The organism is Glutamicibacter soli (assembly GCF_003309065.1).
Classification (GTDB): domain Bacteria; phylum Actinomycetota; class Actinomycetes; order Actinomycetales; family Micrococcaceae; genus Glutamicibacter; species Glutamicibacter soli.
In genome coordinates, this window is record NZ_POAF01000004.1 from 1 (window position 1) to 16,012 (window position 16,012).

A 16,012-nucleotide genomic window follows, 5' to 3' on the forward strand; every position below is an offset into this window, starting at 1 on the left:
CCCGGACCTGCTCACCCAGTCCAAATGGGTGCGCGGGAAACCCTGGACCCGGGAGGAACTCGAAGACCCCCTCGAAGACCCCGACCCGTAGGCTATCGCTGCAGAAGCTCTTCGAGGACCACTGCCAAACCGTCGTCATCTACGCCGTCGGTAATCGCGTCCGCGACATCCTTGACCTCGTCCGGGGCCTGGCCCATGGCAACGCCGAGCCCTGCCCACTGGAGCATCTCGATGTCGTTGCGCCCGTCGCCCACGGCCAGAGTGTCGGCCGTGTCGAATTTCAGGATCGCGCGCAGGCGTTCCAGGCCGCTGGCCTTGGTGGTTCCCTCGGCGGCGATATCCAGCCACGCGGTCCAGCCCACCGAGTAGGTGACGCCGGAGAGGCCAAGCCCCTGCACCGCCTGGCCGAAGTCCTCGGCGGTGGCGTCCGTGGAAAACACCACCACGCGCACTGCCTTGCTGTTGACCAGCTCCTCGAAGTCCACGACCTGGGATTCGGCGCCGAAGCTTGCGTCCGTGAAAACATCGCTGGACAGGAATTCTCCGCGTTCGTTCTCCAGCGCGTATTTGGCGTTGGGCAGCGAACGCCATAAGGCGGCCAACGCCAGCGACGGATCAAAAACTTCTCGATGGAAGACGTCGACGTCCTCGCCGGTGATTTTCGCCAGGACGCCGCCGTTGCTGGCGACGACATATCCGTGGTCGATGCCCAGTTCGCGGACGATCGGAAGGGCCGCGCCCAGCGAGCGTCCGGTGGAAATGACGACCTCGTGGCCGCGCTCGACGACGTCGCGGGCGGAACGGCGTACCCGCTCACTCATCTGTCCCCGGTGGTTGACGATGGTTCCGTCCACATCGAGGCAAATCATCAATTTTCGTGTATTCAACCGGTCATCGTTGCCGGTTCTAGTTAAAACTGTCATGTCCCCAGTGAACCATCACCTGCGAAATATTGCGATGATCCGTGGCACAGGCACAGGTGAACTTCGGGTGAAGCGCATTGTTCCTTGAACAAGTAAACCGGCCCGAAGGCCGGTTTGCTTGTGGTTTTACTTGAGGACTTCGAGTCCGCCGAGGTACGGCTGCAACGCCTTGGGCACATTCACGGTGCCGTCCTCGTTCTGGTGGGTTTCCAGGATGGCGACGATCCAGCGGGTGGTGGCCAGCGTGCCGTTCAAGGTGGCGACCGCACGGGTCTTGCCCGGCTTGCCGTCGACGATCTCGCGTTCGCGGATGTTCAGGCGGCGCGCCTGGAAGGTGGTGCAGTTGGAGGTCGAGGTCAGCTCGCGGAAGGTCTCCTGCGTCGGCACCCAGGCCTCGCAGTCGAACTTGCGGGCCGCGCTCATGCCCAGGTCGCCGGCGGCGGTGTCGATCACGCGGTAGGCCAGCTCCATGCGGCCGAGCATGTCCTCTTCCATGGCCAGCAGCTTCTCGTGCTCAGCCTCGGCGTTCTCCACGCTGGTGTAAATGAACATCTCCAGCTTGTTGAACTGGTGCACGCGGATGATGCCGCGGGTGTCCTTGCCAGCCGAACCTGCCTCGCGACGGTAGCAGGAGGACCAGCCGGCGTAGCGCAGCGGGCCCTCGGACAGGTCCATGATCTCGTTCGCGTGGTACCCCGCCAGCGCCACTTCGGAGGTGCCGACCAGGTACAGGTCGTCGCGCTCGAGCTTGTAGATCTCGTCGTCGTGCTCGACGTCGAAGCCGGTGCCCTGCATGGTTTCCGGGCGGACCAGGGTCGGTGTGATCATCGGAGTAAAGCCGTGGTCCATGGCCACGTCAAGGGCCATGTTCATCATGGCGATTTCAAGGCGTGCGCCGATGCCCTTGAGGAAGTAGAAGCGGGAGCCGGAGACTTTGGCGCCGCGCTCCATGTCGATGGCGTCGAGCTTCTCGGCGATCTGCAAGTGGTCCAGCGGCTCGAAGCCCTCTGCCTTGAAATCGCGCGGGGTGCCCACGTGCTTGATGACGGTGAAGTCGTCCTCGCCGCCGGCGGGGATGCCGTCGATGATCAGGTTCGGGATGGAACGCTGCAGCGCCACGGAAGCGGCCGCCGCGGCGTCGGCCTCGGCCTGCGCTGACTTCACGGAGGCGGCCAGTTCCTTGACCTCGGCCAGCAGCGCGGCGCGCTCCTCGCCCTTGGCTTGGCCGACCTTCTTGGAGAACGCATTCTGCTCTGCGCGCAGGCGTTCGAAGGTGGCGATGGTCTCGCGACGGGCTGCATCAGCTTCAATGAGCTGATCGATCAGCGACTCGTCGGCACCGCGGGCACGTTGCGAAGCGCGGTACAAATCCGGATTTTCGGTGAGCATTTTCAGGTCGATCACGCATTAAGCGTAGCAACCATGAGTACGATGAGAGCACTATGCAGACAAATAGGGCGATCATTCTCTCTGCCGCGGCCGCAGCAGCTGCCGCCGCGGCAACCAGCTGGTACTCGGTGCGCAAACTTTCGCAGTCAAGCAAGCCGCTGAGCAGGCCTGCCGAGGAGGTGGCCCAGACAGAGCCGTCCAAGGTTGCGTTGATCGTCAATCCCTCCAAGTCAGGAGGGGGTGACGCGGAAGAGGCGGTGGCCCGGGTCTGTGCCGAAGCGGGCATGGAGGCGCCGCTGGTTTTCCATACGACCCCGGAGAACGCCGGGCAGGATGCGGCCCGCAAGGCGCTGGACGCCGGATGCGACACGATTGTCGCCGCGGGCGGCGACGGCACCATCCGCGCCGCGGCCGAGGTGCTCGAAGGCACCGAATCGACGCTGGGCATCATCCCACTGGGCACCGGAAACCTGCTGGCGCGCAACGTGGAGGTCCCGCTGGAGGACCTGCACACCGCCGCGCTGGTGGCAGTGCGCGGCACGGTGCGGCGCATCGACGTGGGGCACATGAAGCTGAACCTGCTGGACGGCACCACCGCGGACCATGCGTTCCTCGTGATCGCCGGCGTGGGCACCGACGCCGACCTGTTCGACGACACCGACGAGGAGATGAAGTCCAAGGTCGGCTGGCTGGCCTACTCGCAGGCTGGCCTGCGCCAGCTGCCGGGCCGCCGCAAGCGCGTGCACTTCAAGCTCTCGGGCGATTCCAACTGGCAGACCCGCAAGGTCCGCTCGGTGCTGTTCGCCAACGTGGGCAAGCTGCAGGGGCTGGACTTCGTGCCTGACGCGAAGCTGGATGACGGCGTGCTGGATGCCGTGGTGCTCTCCCCGCGCTCGGCCGCGGGCTGGACCTGGATCCTGCTGAAGACCGCGTTCCGCGCGAAAAACAAGATCCCGGTGATGAGCTTCTACCAGACCAGCGGGATCTCCCTGCGCTGCGCCGAACCCATGAACACGCAGATCGACGGGGATCCCACCGGCCAGGTCAACGAACTCGAAGTCTCGGTGAACGCCGGTTCGCTGCGCCTGCGCACCCCCTAGAGGCGTGCGCGCACGGCGTCGACCCACGCGCGCGCTTCGATGAACGCGTCGTCGGAGTTGTGCGTGTCGACGAACGGGGCGGCACCCTGGGCGGCCGGGTAGGACCCCAGGAACCTCAGCTCCGGGCACAGCCGGTGCAGGCCCGACAGCGCCGCGGCGACCCGCTCCTGCGCCACGTGGCCTTCCACGTCGACCGAGAAGAAGTACTTGCCCAGGCCCTCGCCGGTGGGGCGCGACTCGATGCGCGAGAGGTTGACCCCGCGCGCGGTGAACTGCTCCAGGATGCCCATCAGCGCGCCCGGGCGGTCCTCCGCCAGCGGCAGGATCAGCGTGGACTTGTCCACGCCGGTGGGCTGCGGGATGCGTCCCGGGCGGGTGACCACGATGAACCGGGTGACCGCGCCGAGGTTGTCCTCCACGCCGCGCACCAGCACGTGGAGGCCGCGCTCCTCGGCGACCAGCGGGCTGCAGATGGCGGCGTCGTGGTGCTGCTCGGGATCCTGCAGGCCCAGCGCGCCGGCCGCCGTGGAGGACGCCGGGGTAAAGACCGCCGCCGGGATGTTCGCCTCGGCCCACAGCCGGCACTGCGCCCAGGCGTGCCCGTGCGTCGATACCTGCCTGATCTGGCCCAGCTCGGTGATGCCCTCGCGCACCGCGAGCACGAACGTGATCGGCACCAGGATTTCGGCCACGATCTGCAGCGAGTCGCCGGTGGCGATGGAATCCAGCGTGGCCGACACCCCGCCTTCCACCGAATTCTCGATGGGCACGACGGCGGCGTCGACGTCGCCCTCGCGCACCATGGACAGGGCGGCGTTCACGTTGGCTGCGGGGATGCGTTCCGAGTCGCGCGCGCCGTCAAGCTGCAGCAGCGCGGATTCGGTGAAGGTTCCCGAGGGGCCCAGATAGGCGTATTTCATCGAACGGTCGGCTCCTGACCGTTTTCGGATTCCATTGGCAGCTTGGCCTCGATCCAGGCGTCGGATCCGCCGGCGATGTTGAAGGCGGTGTAGCCCATGCCGGTCAGCCAGGCGGCGGCCTGCGCCGAGCGCCCGCCGGTGCGGCAGATGACGTAGGTGTCCACGTCCGGGTCCAGCTCGGAAACGCGCTCCGGCAGGGTGCCCAGCGCGACGTGGGTGGCGCCCGCGGCGTGGCCGGCTTCCCACTCGAAGTCCTCGCGCACGTCCAGGATGAAGGCGTCCTTGGGTACGTTGGTGACCGTGACGGTCTCGAAGTCGCTCATGGCTGGAATTCCTCTCAGATTGGGTGTTTGCTTAAAAGACTAGTCATTCCTCCGTCGAAAGCCGACATGTTGCCCCTTAGCGCCGTGAAATTGCGCGACCAGCTGGCCGCCGGAGAAATCTCCAGCCGCGAGGCCACCGCCCACCACCTGCAGCGGATCGACGAGCAGCGCTCCTTGGGCGCTTTCGTCCACGTTTCCGAGGCCGCGCTGGATGCCGCGGCCCGGGCCGACGAGGCCTTCGTGAAAAACCGCGGGCAGCTGGGCCGGATGCACGGGATGCCCACCGCGTTCAAGGACCTGGGGGACGTAGCGGGCATGCCGACCACGCATGGCTCGGCCGCCGTGGAACACCCGGTCGCGACCCGGGATTCGGCGCTGGCCGCCCGGCTGCGCGCCGAGGGCGTCATCGTGCTGGGCAAGACCCAGGTGCCCGAGTTCGGATTGAGCAGCTATTCGGAGAACCTGATCGCCGCGCCCTCGCGCAACCCCCTCGCCCCGCAGCGCTCCTCCGGCGGTTCCTCCGGGGGGCAGGCCGCCGCGGTGGCCGCCGGGATGATTCCGGTGGGCCCGGGCTCGGACGGCGGCGGCTCGGTGCGCATCCCGGCGGCCGCCTGCGGCCTGGTGGGCCTCAAGCCCTCGCTGGGTCGGATCCCCAGCGACGTGCTGGAAGGCTACAGCGACGGCTTCGGCGCCCCCAAGCTCACGGTCTCCGGGCCGCTGGCCCACGACGCGCTGGATGCGGCCCTGCTGATGGATGCGATGCGCGGAACCGACCACTACCTGCCGCTGCTGCGCGGGCGCTACCCGGAAGAGCTGGCGAACCTGCGCATCGGCTACAGCACCCACTCGCCGTTCCAGAGCGTCTACGAGATCACCGTCTCCCCCGACGCCCAGCAGGCGTTCAGCGCCGGGCTGAAGCTGCTGGCGCAGCGCCACCAGGTCGAGCTGGCCAAACTGGCCTATGCGGAGGACTACCCCGAGGCCTTCGGCGCGGTGTGGACCAACGGGCTGAAGGACATCCCGCTGCAGGACGAATCGAGGCTTGGGGCCCTCGCGCGGGAATTCCGGCGCCGTTCGCAGCAGCGCAGCCTGCAGGCCGCAACCCAGGCGGCCACCCGGATCCGGCAGATCGCGGCGGACTTCATCCGGCAGTGGTCGGCCTACGACGTGATCGCCACCCCGGCGCTGTCAGGTGTCCCGCCGATGGTGGGGCACTATACCCAAGGATCGGCGGAGCGCGATTATATGTTGCAGTGCCAGTACTCCCCGTACAGCTCCATGGTCAACGTCTCTTCCGCGGCCGCGATTACCGTACCTACGGGTACCAGCAAAGAAGGCCTCCCACTGGGAATCCAGCTGATTTCACCGCGTTCGGACGAGGGGATGCTCCTGGCTTTAGCGTTGCAGATCTCAGTGTGAGCTTTCCGACAGAAGTAGGTACTCGCCTCCGGAAAAGCGAAAAATATTACGTATGTCTACTGCAACACCGAGCACTCAACGCCCGGCCAAGACCTTCTTTGGCCACCCGGGCGCGCTCGCAAACCTGTTCAGCGTCGAGATGTGGGAGCGATTCTCCTTCTACGGCATGCAGGCTTTGCTGGCCTACTACATGTACTTCACGGTCGCCGACGGCGGCCTGGGACTGGACCAGGGACTGGCGCTGTCGCTGGTCGGCGCCTACGGCGGCGCAGTCTACCTGAGCACCATCCTCGGCGCCTGGATCGCCGATCGACTGTGGGGCTCGGAACGCGTGCTGTTCGTCTCCGCCCTGATGATTATGGCAGGCCACCTTGCCCTGGCATTCCTGCCGGGCGTCACCGGTCTGGCCATCGGCCTGGTGCTGGTGGCCATCGGCTCCGGCGGCCTGAAGGCGAACGCCACCGCGCTGGTCGGCTCGCTCTACGCCAAGGACGACCCGAAGTCCGACGCCGGCTTCTCCATCTTCTACATGGGCGTGAACATCGGCGGCCTGGTCGGCCCGCTGCTGACCGGCCTGCTGCACCAGAACTTCGGCTTCCACGTGGGCTTCGGCGCCGCGGCCGTGGGCATGGGCGTCGGCCTGCTGATCTACACGTTCGGCCGCAAGAACCTGCCGGACTCGGTGCGCGAGGTCCCGAACCCGCTGCCGAAGAACGAGCGCACCCGCTACGTGGTCATCTTCCTGGCAGTCATCGTGGCGATCATCGCCGCCTTCGCGACCAAGATCGTCACCCCTGACAACCTGGCCTCGACCATCGCCTACGTGGTGATCGCCGCCAGCATCGTGTACTTCGTGCTGATCCTGCGCAGCCCGCGCGTCACCGACCGCGAGCGCAAGAACGTGTACGCGTTCATTCCGTTCTACATCGCTTCGGCGGCCTTCTGGGCGCTGTTCCAGCAGCAGTTCACCTTCGTCGCCGCCTACTCGGCCGAGCGCCTTGACCGCCACCTGTTCGGCTGGGAGATGCCAGCCAGCTGGGTCCAGTCGATCAACCCGGTCTTCATCGTGCTGCTGGCCGGCGTCTTCGCCGCCATGTGGACCAAGCTGGGCACGCGCCAGCCGCGCACCGGCACCAAGTTCGGCCTGTCGCTGGTGGTGGTGGGCGCAGCCTTCCTGTGCTTCATCCCGCTGAACTCGTTGGAAATGACCCCGCTGCCGGCCATGATCGGCATCCTGCTGCTGTGCACCATCGCCGAGCTGCTGCTCTCCCCGACCGGACAGGCAGTGACCACCAAGCTGGCTCCCGCCGCCTTCGGCACCCAGATGATTGCGCTGTTCTTCCTGTCGATCTCGCTGGGCACCACCCTGTCGGGCGTGCTGGCAGGCTTCTACACCCCGGGCAACGAGGTTGCCTACTTCATCGCCATGGGCGGCACCGCCGTCGTGCTGGGCATCGCCATGCTGGCGGCCACCCCGGCCCTGAAGAAGCTCATGGGTTCGGTGCACTAAAGCCCGGACACCCAAGCGGCGCGGATTCCTCCGGGATCCGCGCCGCAGCCGTTTAACGAAGGACCAGCAGCTCGCCGATCTCGCAGTCCAAGGCCTGGCAGATGGCCACCAGGGTGCTGAAGCGGATGGCCTTGGCCCGGTCGTTCTTCAGCACCGACAGGTTCACCACCGAGACGTCGACCAGCTCGCTGAGCTGGACCAGGGTCATAGCGCGCTCGGCCAGCAATTCGGTCAGCCTGCAGTGCACCGTGCGCAGCTCCACGGATCAGACCAGCCCATCGGTCTCGGCCCGCAGCCGTTCGTTCTGCCGCGCCATCGCCATGCCGGCATTAACCAGCTCAACCACCACCAGGATGGCCAAGGCCATGAGGAACGGCGCGAAGTCGTAGTCGATGGAGAAGGCCGGGACCGGCCACGGGGAGAAACCCGGAAATTCCTGGTCTCCCGTGCTGGTGTAGCTGTCCACCCGCAGCGTTTCCTCGCCCGCCCGGTAGGCGCCGATGCCGGTGAGCGTCTGGCCGACCAGCGTCCCGAGGGCCAGCGCCGAGGCGGCGATCCGTCCGGCGCGGCGCAGCGAATCGCTGAACGGCTTGGCGGCCAGCAGCTTGCCGCACAGGGCGATGAGGGCCGCCAGCACCGCGATAACGGCCAGACCGGAAACCAGGGAGCCCGCGGCGAGCAAGCCGCGGGTTGCGGCGCCAAGGTTCGTGGCGGTCACCGTCACCGTGGTGATTTCGCTGCGCACGGCGTCGCCGTGGTCCGGGGTCACGTCGCTGACCGCGGGAAATTCAGGCCAGTACGGTTCGACCGGCACCTGGAGCGTCGATTCGCCATTCGCGATCGCCGCCACAGCGCCGACAAGCAGGGAGCCGCCGATCAGCACCACGCCAATCCAGGCGACGATCCGGGTGAAGGCGACGACTGCGCTGCTATCGGACGATTTGCGGCGCAGCACGTAGACAATCCCGAGGACTGTCACGGGCAGGACCAAGACCAGCAGCAGTGGCAATATCGCGAGCATGGCGATCCTATCGATAGTCGTTAATAACGATTATCGTTAAGTTAGCATCGCTCCGACTGCGGGTCTAGGTGTAATTCAGGTCGTTGTAGGCGTAGTCGGTGTATTCGTAGATCGCCCCGGGCATCCAGAAGACCAGCCAGATCACGACCGCGTAGAGAAGGGCCGCGATCACCAGCGCGATCCACGAGGTGATCAGTCCGGCCAGCGACAGCGCCCGCGAGTTCGGTTCGCGCCGATAGCCGAGGTGTCCGGTGATGACTCCGGCCAGCGGAACTAGAATGATTATGGCGAAGCCCAGCATCGAGAGGATGCCGAGCACCAGCGAGGCCACCGACAGCCCGGTCGATTCCGGCGGGCGCTGGTAGGGGTTTTGCGGGTATGGGTAGTAGCTCATCACTATCCATTGTCTACGACCCCGCGGACATCGCACCAACTAGGAGATACACGCAGTGGCACACGAACGAGCCGGCCAGCCGGCGCAGGAAACCGACCTGATCGACCTCAAGGCGGTCCTCGACGCCTACACGGGCATCGTGCCCTCCAGCGCGAACCCCGACCAGGCGGTCGTCTTCGGCACCTCCGGCCACCGCGGCAGCTCGCTGAACGGCACCTTCAACGAAGCGCACATCGCCGCGATCACCCAGGCCGTCGTGGACTACCGCACCGCCGCCGGCATCACCGGCCCGATGTACGTGGGCAAGGACAGCCATGCGCTCTCCGAACCGGCCTACCGCACCGCACTGGAGGTGCTGGCGGGCAACGGCGTCACGGTGCTGGCCGAGGACGGGCTGACCCCCACCCCGGCGCTGAGCCACGCCATCCTGGTGCACAACGCGCGCGGCGGCGCGCAGGCGGACGGGCTGATCATCACCCCCTCGCACAATCCCCCGGCCGACGGCGGCATCAAGTACAACCCGCCGCACGGCGGCCCGGCCGAATCCGAGATCACCGGCCCCATCGCCGCCCGCGCCAACGAGCTGCTGGCCGGTGGCGGGCAGATCAAGCGCGGCACCCCGGACGCGCAGCGATTCGACTTCCGCGAGCTGTACATCGCGGACCTGGCGCAGGTCATCGACTTCAAGGCCATCGCGGACTCCGGCATCTCGATCGGCGCCGATCCGCTGGGCGGCGCCTCGGCGCACTACTGGGGCGAGATCGGACGGCGCTACGGGCTGAACCTGAGCGTCGTGAACGAGACCGTGGATCCGCGCTTCGGCTTCATGACGCTGGACAAGGACGGCAAGATCCGCATGGACTGCTCCTCCGCCCACGCCATGGCCTCGCTGGTGGCCAACCGCGAGAAGTACGACATCTCCACCGGCAACGACGCTGACGCGGACCGCCACGGCATCGTCACCCCGGACGCCGGGCTGATGAACCCGAACCACTTCCTGGCAGTGGCCATCGACTACCTGCTCACCCACCGCCCGCAATGGCCCGCCGACGCAAAGGTCGGCAAGACGCTGGTCTCCTCGGTGCTGATCGACCGCGTGGTCGCCGCCCACGGGCGCGAGCTGCTGGAGGTCCCGGTGGGCTTCAAGTACTTCGTGGAGCCGCTGGCCTCCGGCCAGGTGGGCTTCTGCGGCGAGGAGTCGGCAGGCGCCAGCTTCCTTGACTTCGCAGGCCGTGCCTTCAGCACCGACAAGGACGGGCTGATGCTGGCTCTGCTGGCCAGCGAGATCCGCGCGGTGACAGGCAAGAGTCCCAGCCAGATCCACGCCGAGCTGGTCGCCCGCCACGGCGGCAGCTTCTACGACCGCTTCGACGCCCCGGCCGGCCGCGAGCAGAAGGCGGTGCTGGGCAAGCTGAACCCGGGTATGGTCAGCGCCACCGAGCTGGCCGGCGACCCGATCACCGCCAAGGCCACGCAGGCCTCCGGCTTCGCGATCGGCGGGCTGAAGGTCTCCAGCGAGCACGCCTGGTTCGCGGCGCGCCCGTCGGGCACCGAGGATATCTACAAGATCTACGCGGAATCGACAAAATCACCCGAGCATCTGCAGCAGGTGCTGGCAGAGGCCCGGGTGATCGTGGATGCGGCGCTGAACGCCTAGTGCAGCTTTGCGGTCCAGGGGTCGATCTTCACGGCTGGCTGCTTGCGGGTAGCCAGCCAGTGGCCCAGCCACAGCAGCAAGAAGATCGGCAGGCCGATGTAGGAGGAGACCACCTGCAGCAGGTTGCCCTCGATGACCGCCTGGTAGTTCTGGCCGGCGATGACCACGATGAGGATCACGAACGCCAGGATCGGGCCCAGCGGGAACAGCGGCGCCTTGTAGGGCAGCTTGGCCAGGTCCTGGCCGCTGGCGATGTACTGCTTGCGGAACTGGTAGTGGCAGACCGCGATGCCCACCCAGGCGATGAATCCCGACAGGCCTGAGACGTTCAGCAGCCAGGTGTAGGCTGCGCCCTGCCCGATGATGGCCGTCAGGAAGCCGAACAGGCCCACCGAAGCGGTCAGCAGCATGGCGGGCATCGGCACGCCGCGGCGGTTCAGCCGCCCGAAGATCTTCGGCGCCTTGCCGTCCAGCGCCATCGAATAAAGCATGCGCGCAGAGGCATATAGCCCTGAGTTGCCCGCGGACAGGATGGCGGAGAGGATCACTGCGTTCATCAGCGCCGCGGCGAAAGCGATGCCGGCGCGCTCGAAGACCAGGGTGAACGGCGAGGTCGCAATGTCGGATGCCTCGGAGGAGAGCAGCGAGGGATCCAGGTACGGGATCAGCATGCCGATCACGAAGATCGCGCCGATGTAGAACAGCATGATGCGCCAGAAGATCGCCTTGATGGCCTTCGGGATGTCGCGCTTGGGGTTCTCCGCCTCGCCGGCTGCCACGCCGATCAGCTCGGTGCCCTGGAAGGAGAAGCCGGCGATCATGAAGACCGAGACGATGGACAGCCAGCCGCCGACGATCGGCGCCTCGCCTTCGGTCCAGTTGCTGAAGCCGGGCGAGGTTCCGCCGATGATGCCGAAGATCATCGCCACACCGCAGATCAGGAACACGATCACGGTGACGACCTTGATCATCGCCAGCCAGTACTCGCCCTCGCCAAAGGCCTTGGCGGACAGGGCGTTCAGGCCAGTGAGCAGCGCCAGGAAGAGCGCCGCCCAGATCCAGCTCGGGGAATTGGGGAACCAGTAGGACATGATGATGCCCGCGGCGACCAGCTCGGCGGCGACGGTGATCGCCCAGTTGAACCAGTAGTTCCAGCCAATGGCAAAGCCGAAATGCCGGTTCACGAAGACAGTGGCATAGGTCTGGAAGGAGCCGGCGACCGGGAGCCGCGCGCTCATTTCGCCCAGCGACTGCATCAGCAGCAGCACCATGAGGCCGATCAGGCCGTAGGCAATGAGCGCTCCCCCGGGGCCCGCGTCGGCGATGGCTCCGCCGGAGGCGACGAACAGTCCGGTTCCGATCGATCCGCCAATTGCAATCATCTGCAGGTGGCGGGCCTTGAGACCACGCTTCAGACCGTCTTGGGACGGTGCGGGCTCACTCATGCGTTACAGCTCCTGGTGCATAGAAAAATCCAACCTTTCAATCCAAGCACCCCGGCGAGCTCAAAAGCTATGAACCGCGCTACAGTAAGCGATCAATAATCTTTCGCTTAGCCCAAGAATATGGAGGATATATCGCGCTCAGAGTATCGACCACCGTAGTTTTGCTCAGTTCCGAGCGCATTTGCGAAAGACGGTCGAAGCCGTGCTTGCCGTGGTAGGAGCCCATTCCGCTGGCCCCGACACCGCCGAACGGCAGGGACGGAACGATCATCTGGGCCAGCGGCGCGTTGTGCACGATCGCGCCGGCACGCACCCGGTCGGAGAAGATCGACTGCAGCCGCGGGCTTTCGCTCATCAGGTAGGCGGCCAGCGGGGTGGGCCGCGCAGCGATGAATTCCAGGGCCTCCTCGAAGGTGGCCACTTCGATCACCGGCAGGATCGGGCCGAAGATCTCCTCCTGCATCAGCGTGCCTTCGAGGTCGACATTGCGCATGATGGTCGGCGCGATGCGCAGGGTCTGCTCGTCGTACTGCCCGCCGTGCACCACCTCGCCCTGCTCGAACATGTCCAGCAGGCGCTGGAAATGGCGGTGGCTGGCGATGCGCCCGAAGTCCGGGTGCGTCAACGGGTCCTTGCCGTAGAAGCTGTGGATGGTCTGGCCCAGGCGCTCGATCAGCGGCGCCGAGTCGCCGATGGTCAGCACGTAGTCCGGGGCCACGCAGGTCTGGCCCGCGTTCATGAACTTCGCGTAGGCCAGGCGCTTGGCGGTGGCCGGCAGCTGGTTGTCGACCACTGCCGGGGACTTGCCGCCCAGCTCCAGGGTCGTGGGGGTCAGGTGCTTGGCGGCTGCGGCGGCGACCACCTTGGCGACCTTCTCGCCTCCGGTGAAGAAGATGTGGTCCCAGCGCGCGGCCAGCAGCTCGGTGGCGGTGTCCACGCCGCCCTCGATGACGGCGAACACGCGGTTGTCCAGGTACAGCGGCAGGAACTTGGCCAGTGCGCCGGAGGTCGCCGGCGCGATCTCCGAAGGCTTCAGCACCGCGGCGTTGCCGGCGGCGATGGCGGCGACCAGCGGGGCGAGCATGAGCTGCAGCGGGTAGTTCCACGGGCCGATGATCAGCACCAGGCCCAGCGGGCGGGGCTCGACCTTGGCCATGGCCGGCTGCAGCGCCAGCGGCACCTTGACGTTGGTGTGGTCCATCCATTCGGCCAAGTGGCGCAGAGCGAAGTCGATCTCCGCGCGGACCACGTCCACCTCGGAGAACTTCGCTTCGGTGGCGCCCTTGCCTAGGTCCTCGTTCAGCGCGGCGAGGAAGTCGTCCAGGTGCTCTTCGAGCATCTTCTCCAGCGCGCGCAGCTGCTGGACGCGGAAACGGCGCGGGTGGGTGATGCGGGTATCGGCGGAGTGGCGCAGGTTCGCCAGCGTGGCGGCGATTTTCGACGGATGCTCATCCACGGGCGGCGCGAAGTCGCCGACGGGATCGGGCAGCGGAGTGGAAGTAAACAGACCCATGAGTCGAGACTACGTCAACGGGCTGGACTTGACCTGATTGCGACCACCTTTATTTTGTATCAACTAGTTGGTACATTCTTTTCGAAAGGCGGGACCAATGAATAATTCGTTGACTTCACAGTTCGGCAGCTTCGCGATTGCGGCCTTGGTCATCTACGTGATCCTGCGCAACCTCGCGTCCAAGGAGGGCGGAGACCGGCTGGCTCTGGCCCGCCGGCACGCCTTCTGGTGCGCGCTCATCGGATTTTTCGCCAGCACGTCGGCCGACTGGTTCAGCACCCTCGCGGCAGTCCCGTACTACGACGAATCGCCGCTTCGCATTCCCGAGGCCATCGGGGTGGCCGCGACCCCGGCGCTGTGGGTCGCCTTCATCTACATCGCAGGGCAGTTCACCTGGCCCCACAAGCTCCGGCCGAAGCGCACGGCCTCGCTGCAGCCTCGGACCTTGTCCGGGCTGGTGCCCAAGTCCCTGGTCGGAATCATGGCGGCAACCTTCGCCGCCGGCATGCTGGCGATTTACAGCGTCCGCGACGTCACGGGCTTCGCCCCCACGCCGGAGGTCATCGAGGACGACGGCGACGGCTACTACATGACCGCCGATGCCCAGGACGGGTTGCGTTCGGCCGCAGAGGTCCTGCCCTATCTGGCACTGAGCCTGGTCCTTCTGCTGGTCGCCGCCTTCGCCGCCACCATCCTCATCCTGCGGCGCAAGCCGCTGGACGGCATCAGCGAGCACGACAACCGGCTGCTGCGCATCACCTGGCTCAATCGCCTCTACCGCACGGTGACGGTGCTCCTGGCCGGCCTCGCCGGCGAAGCCCTGCACTTCAAGGCACGGTGGATCTCCGATGACGCCGACAAATCCATGGGTGGCGAAGGCATCGAGTACTGGGAACGGATGAACGACCTCGCGGGCCGGTGGGACCAGACCGCCAACTACATCGCCCTGGCCATCACCGTCGTCATGTTCTTCTGGCGCCCGCCGGTGAACTTCGAATCCCTGCGGCCGGCCGTCTCCAGCGCCTTCAACCGGCTGCGCGAGCAGCTGTTCGCGGTGCAGTATCTGAGCGCCATGGCTGCCATCCTGCTGGTCGCCGTCGGATGGCCAATGCTGCCGAGCTCCGAGACGCAGGAGATGCCGACCGCCGAACGCGCCACCGCCATCCTGGCCCTCCTCGCGGGCGCGACGCTGTTCTACCTACTGGTCAACGCCGCCTACCTGGCGTACATGGCGATCAAGACCCGCGCGGCCGCGCGAATGCCCAAACCCGCCGCACGGCTGCCGCTGTGGACCTATGTCGTTGCCGGACTCCTGATGGCGGCCGGCCTGTACTTCCTGCTCTTCCCTCCGCTGGATCTGCTGTGGGGATTTGTCGCGCCGAACCGGTGGATCATTGCCGGGCTGGCCGCGGCACTGCTCGCCGCGCATGCAGGATTCGTCCTGCTCGTCCGCTCCGTGGCGATCCCTTGGCAGGTGGGCGCAGAGGTGGAAATCTGGTATCGGCAGGTGCTTGAAATCCGCTCGCTGCGCGTAGTCGCCGGCGCGTTCGTGGCCATGCCAATGATGGGATACCAGTTGTTCGCCGAATTCTCCCTGTTCGGCCTGCTGGTCTTCTGTGCGCCGGCGGTGCTGGCGCTGCCGCGCCCGCAAGGTTCGATGCGGCCGGAGACCAGTGACGCGGGCCGCCGATGAGCGCCCAGATCACCGTTGACCTGGACTCGGCGCTGCCGCCCTATGAACAGATCCGCGCCCAGGTGGCTTCGCTGATTTCGCTGGGCGAACTGGCCGCCGGGAGCAGGCTGCCCACGGTGCGCGCGCTGGCCGCCGATCTGGGTGTGGCCGCCGGCACCGTGGCCCGCGCCTACAAGGAACTGGAGGCCGAAGGGCTGATCTCCTCGCGCCGCCGGGCGGGCACCGTGGTCAATGAGCTGCCAGGGCAGCCAGCGCTGGACGAGCACCTGGTCGAGGCAGTGGACAGGGTCTGGGCACTGGCCGCGGAGCTGGGGGTGGACGCGGCGACGGTCAAGGCGCTGGTTGCGCGGAGGACGCGATAGCTCGGTAACCCTGTCACCACCGCATCATTTCCCGAGCAGCCGGGATTCGGTTGACGGTGTCCGCCCCTCTTTGTAGGCTCAGCCTAAGCTCACCGCAATGCTTGGAATGGATAACCTGTGGATCCGGTTTCGATTTTGATCGTCTGCGTTTTGGTCATACTTTGCGCGCTGCCGTTTGCCATAGGCGCCATGCGCAGTCTCGACCGACGAGCCGACGACCTCGAAGGATCTGACCCGGAAATCTCCAGGGCACTTCGAGAAGCACGGAAGAATATCGATCGCGGCAGGGGCTACGAAGATCCGAGGCTCTAGCGGCCGGCACGGGCCGGCCAACTTCCAACGG

General features: G+C 66.4%; 15 protein-coding genes. 6 read left to right on the top strand and 9 right to left on the bottom strand.

Going from position 1 to position 16,012, the window contains the following annotated elements; translation table 11 throughout:
* Positions 1-92 precede the first annotated feature (92 nt).
* Positions 93-923: an HAD family hydrolase gene (locus C1H84_RS09145; protein ID WP_113607246.1), complete on the bottom strand. Its 831-nt coding sequence runs from the start codon at positions 921-923 to the stop codon at positions 93-95.
* A gap of 126 nt (positions 924-1,049) precedes the next feature.
* Positions 1,050-2,327, bottom strand: coding sequence for a serine--tRNA ligase (gene serS / locus C1H84_RS09150; RefSeq protein WP_053797132.1), 1,278 nt, complete (start codon positions 2,325-2,327; stop codon positions 1,050-1,052).
* Between the two features lie 38 nt (positions 2,328-2,365).
* On the opposite strand from serS, the gene C1H84_RS09155 reads away from it, so the two are divergent.
* Positions 2,366-3,412, top strand: coding sequence for a diacylglycerol/lipid kinase family protein (locus C1H84_RS09155; protein ID WP_113607247.1), 1,047 nt, complete (start codon positions 2,366-2,368; stop codon positions 3,410-3,412).
* Here C1H84_RS09155 and pheA read toward each other — a convergent pair.
* Together pheA and C1H84_RS09165 are read right to left on the bottom strand one after the other, a co-directional pair.
* The gene (pheA, locus tag C1H84_RS09160) at positions 3,409-4,332 is read right to left on the bottom strand and encodes a prephenate dehydratase (RefSeq protein WP_113607248.1); all 924 of its coding nucleotides are present in this window, start codon (positions 4,330-4,332) and stop codon (positions 3,409-3,411) included. The genes C1H84_RS09155 and pheA overlap by 4 nt on opposite strands.
* Entirely contained in the window at positions 4,329-4,655 is a 327-nt protein-coding gene (locus C1H84_RS09165; protein ID WP_047120622.1) for a rhodanese-like domain-containing protein, read from the bottom strand. Before C1H84_RS09165 ends, pheA begins: the two co-directional genes overlap by 4 nt.
* A 66-nt stretch (positions 4,656-4,721) precedes the next feature.
* Between C1H84_RS09165 and C1H84_RS09170 the strand changes: the two genes are divergently transcribed.
* Both C1H84_RS09170 and C1H84_RS09175 read left to right on the top strand, forming a co-directional pair.
* A complete protein-coding gene (locus C1H84_RS09170) occupies positions 4,722-6,074 on the top strand; it encodes an amidase (protein ID WP_113607249.1) in 1,353 nt (450 codons plus the stop codon).
* A gap of 52 nt (positions 6,075-6,126) precedes the next feature.
* On the top strand, positions 6,127-7,584 hold the full coding sequence (locus tag C1H84_RS09175) for a peptide MFS transporter (protein WP_113607250.1): 1,458 nt from the start codon (positions 6,127-6,129) through the stop codon (positions 7,582-7,584).
* Between the two features lie 52 nt (positions 7,585-7,636).
* Here C1H84_RS09175 and C1H84_RS09180 read toward each other — a convergent pair whose 3' ends face one another.
* The 3 genes from C1H84_RS09180 to C1H84_RS09190 form a co-directional block, all read right to left on the bottom strand.
* Positions 7,637-7,846, bottom strand: coding sequence for a helix-turn-helix domain-containing protein (locus C1H84_RS09180; protein ID WP_047120619.1), 210 nt, complete (start codon positions 7,844-7,846; stop codon positions 7,637-7,639).
* Between the two features lie 3 nt (positions 7,847-7,849).
* On the bottom strand, positions 7,850-8,605 hold the full coding sequence (locus C1H84_RS09185; protein ID WP_113607251.1) for a hypothetical protein: 756 nt from the start codon (positions 8,603-8,605) through the stop codon (positions 7,850-7,852).
* Between the two features lie 64 nt (positions 8,606-8,669).
* Positions 8,670-8,999, bottom strand: coding sequence for a DUF4190 domain-containing protein (locus C1H84_RS09190; protein WP_113607252.1), 330 nt, complete (start codon positions 8,997-8,999; stop codon positions 8,670-8,672).
* A gap of 55 nt (positions 9,000-9,054) precedes the next feature.
* Between C1H84_RS09190 and pgm the strand changes: the two genes are divergently transcribed.
* Positions 9,055-10,656: a phosphoglucomutase (alpha-D-glucose-1,6-bisphosphate-dependent) gene (gene pgm / locus C1H84_RS09195; RefSeq protein WP_113607253.1), complete on the top strand. Its 1,602-nt coding sequence runs from the start codon at positions 9,055-9,057 to the stop codon at positions 10,654-10,656.
* On the opposite strand, the gene C1H84_RS09200 is transcribed toward pgm, so the two are convergent.
* Both C1H84_RS09200 and C1H84_RS09205 read right to left on the bottom strand, forming a co-directional pair.
* Positions 10,653-12,101 (bottom strand): amino acid permease, encoded by a 1,449-nt coding sequence (locus C1H84_RS09200; protein ID WP_047120616.1) that lies wholly within the window; start codon positions 12,099-12,101, stop codon positions 10,653-10,655. The genes pgm and C1H84_RS09200 overlap by 4 nt on opposite strands.
* A 79-nt stretch (positions 12,102-12,180) precedes the next feature.
* A complete protein-coding gene (locus C1H84_RS09205; protein ID WP_082124041.1) occupies positions 12,181-13,614 on the bottom strand; it encodes an aldehyde dehydrogenase family protein in 1,434 nt (477 codons plus the stop codon).
* A gap of 97 nt (positions 13,615-13,711) precedes the next feature.
* Between C1H84_RS09205 and C1H84_RS09210 the strand changes: the two genes are divergently transcribed.
* A complete protein-coding gene (locus tag C1H84_RS09210) occupies positions 13,712-15,307 on the top strand; it encodes a hypothetical protein (protein WP_146955999.1) in 1,596 nt (531 codons plus the stop codon).
* Entirely contained in the window at positions 15,304-15,669 is a 366-nt protein-coding gene (locus tag C1H84_RS09215; RefSeq protein ID WP_047120614.1) for a GntR family transcriptional regulator, read from the top strand. Before C1H84_RS09210 ends, C1H84_RS09215 begins: the two co-directional genes overlap by 4 nt.
* Positions 15,670-16,012 lie beyond the last annotated feature (343 nt).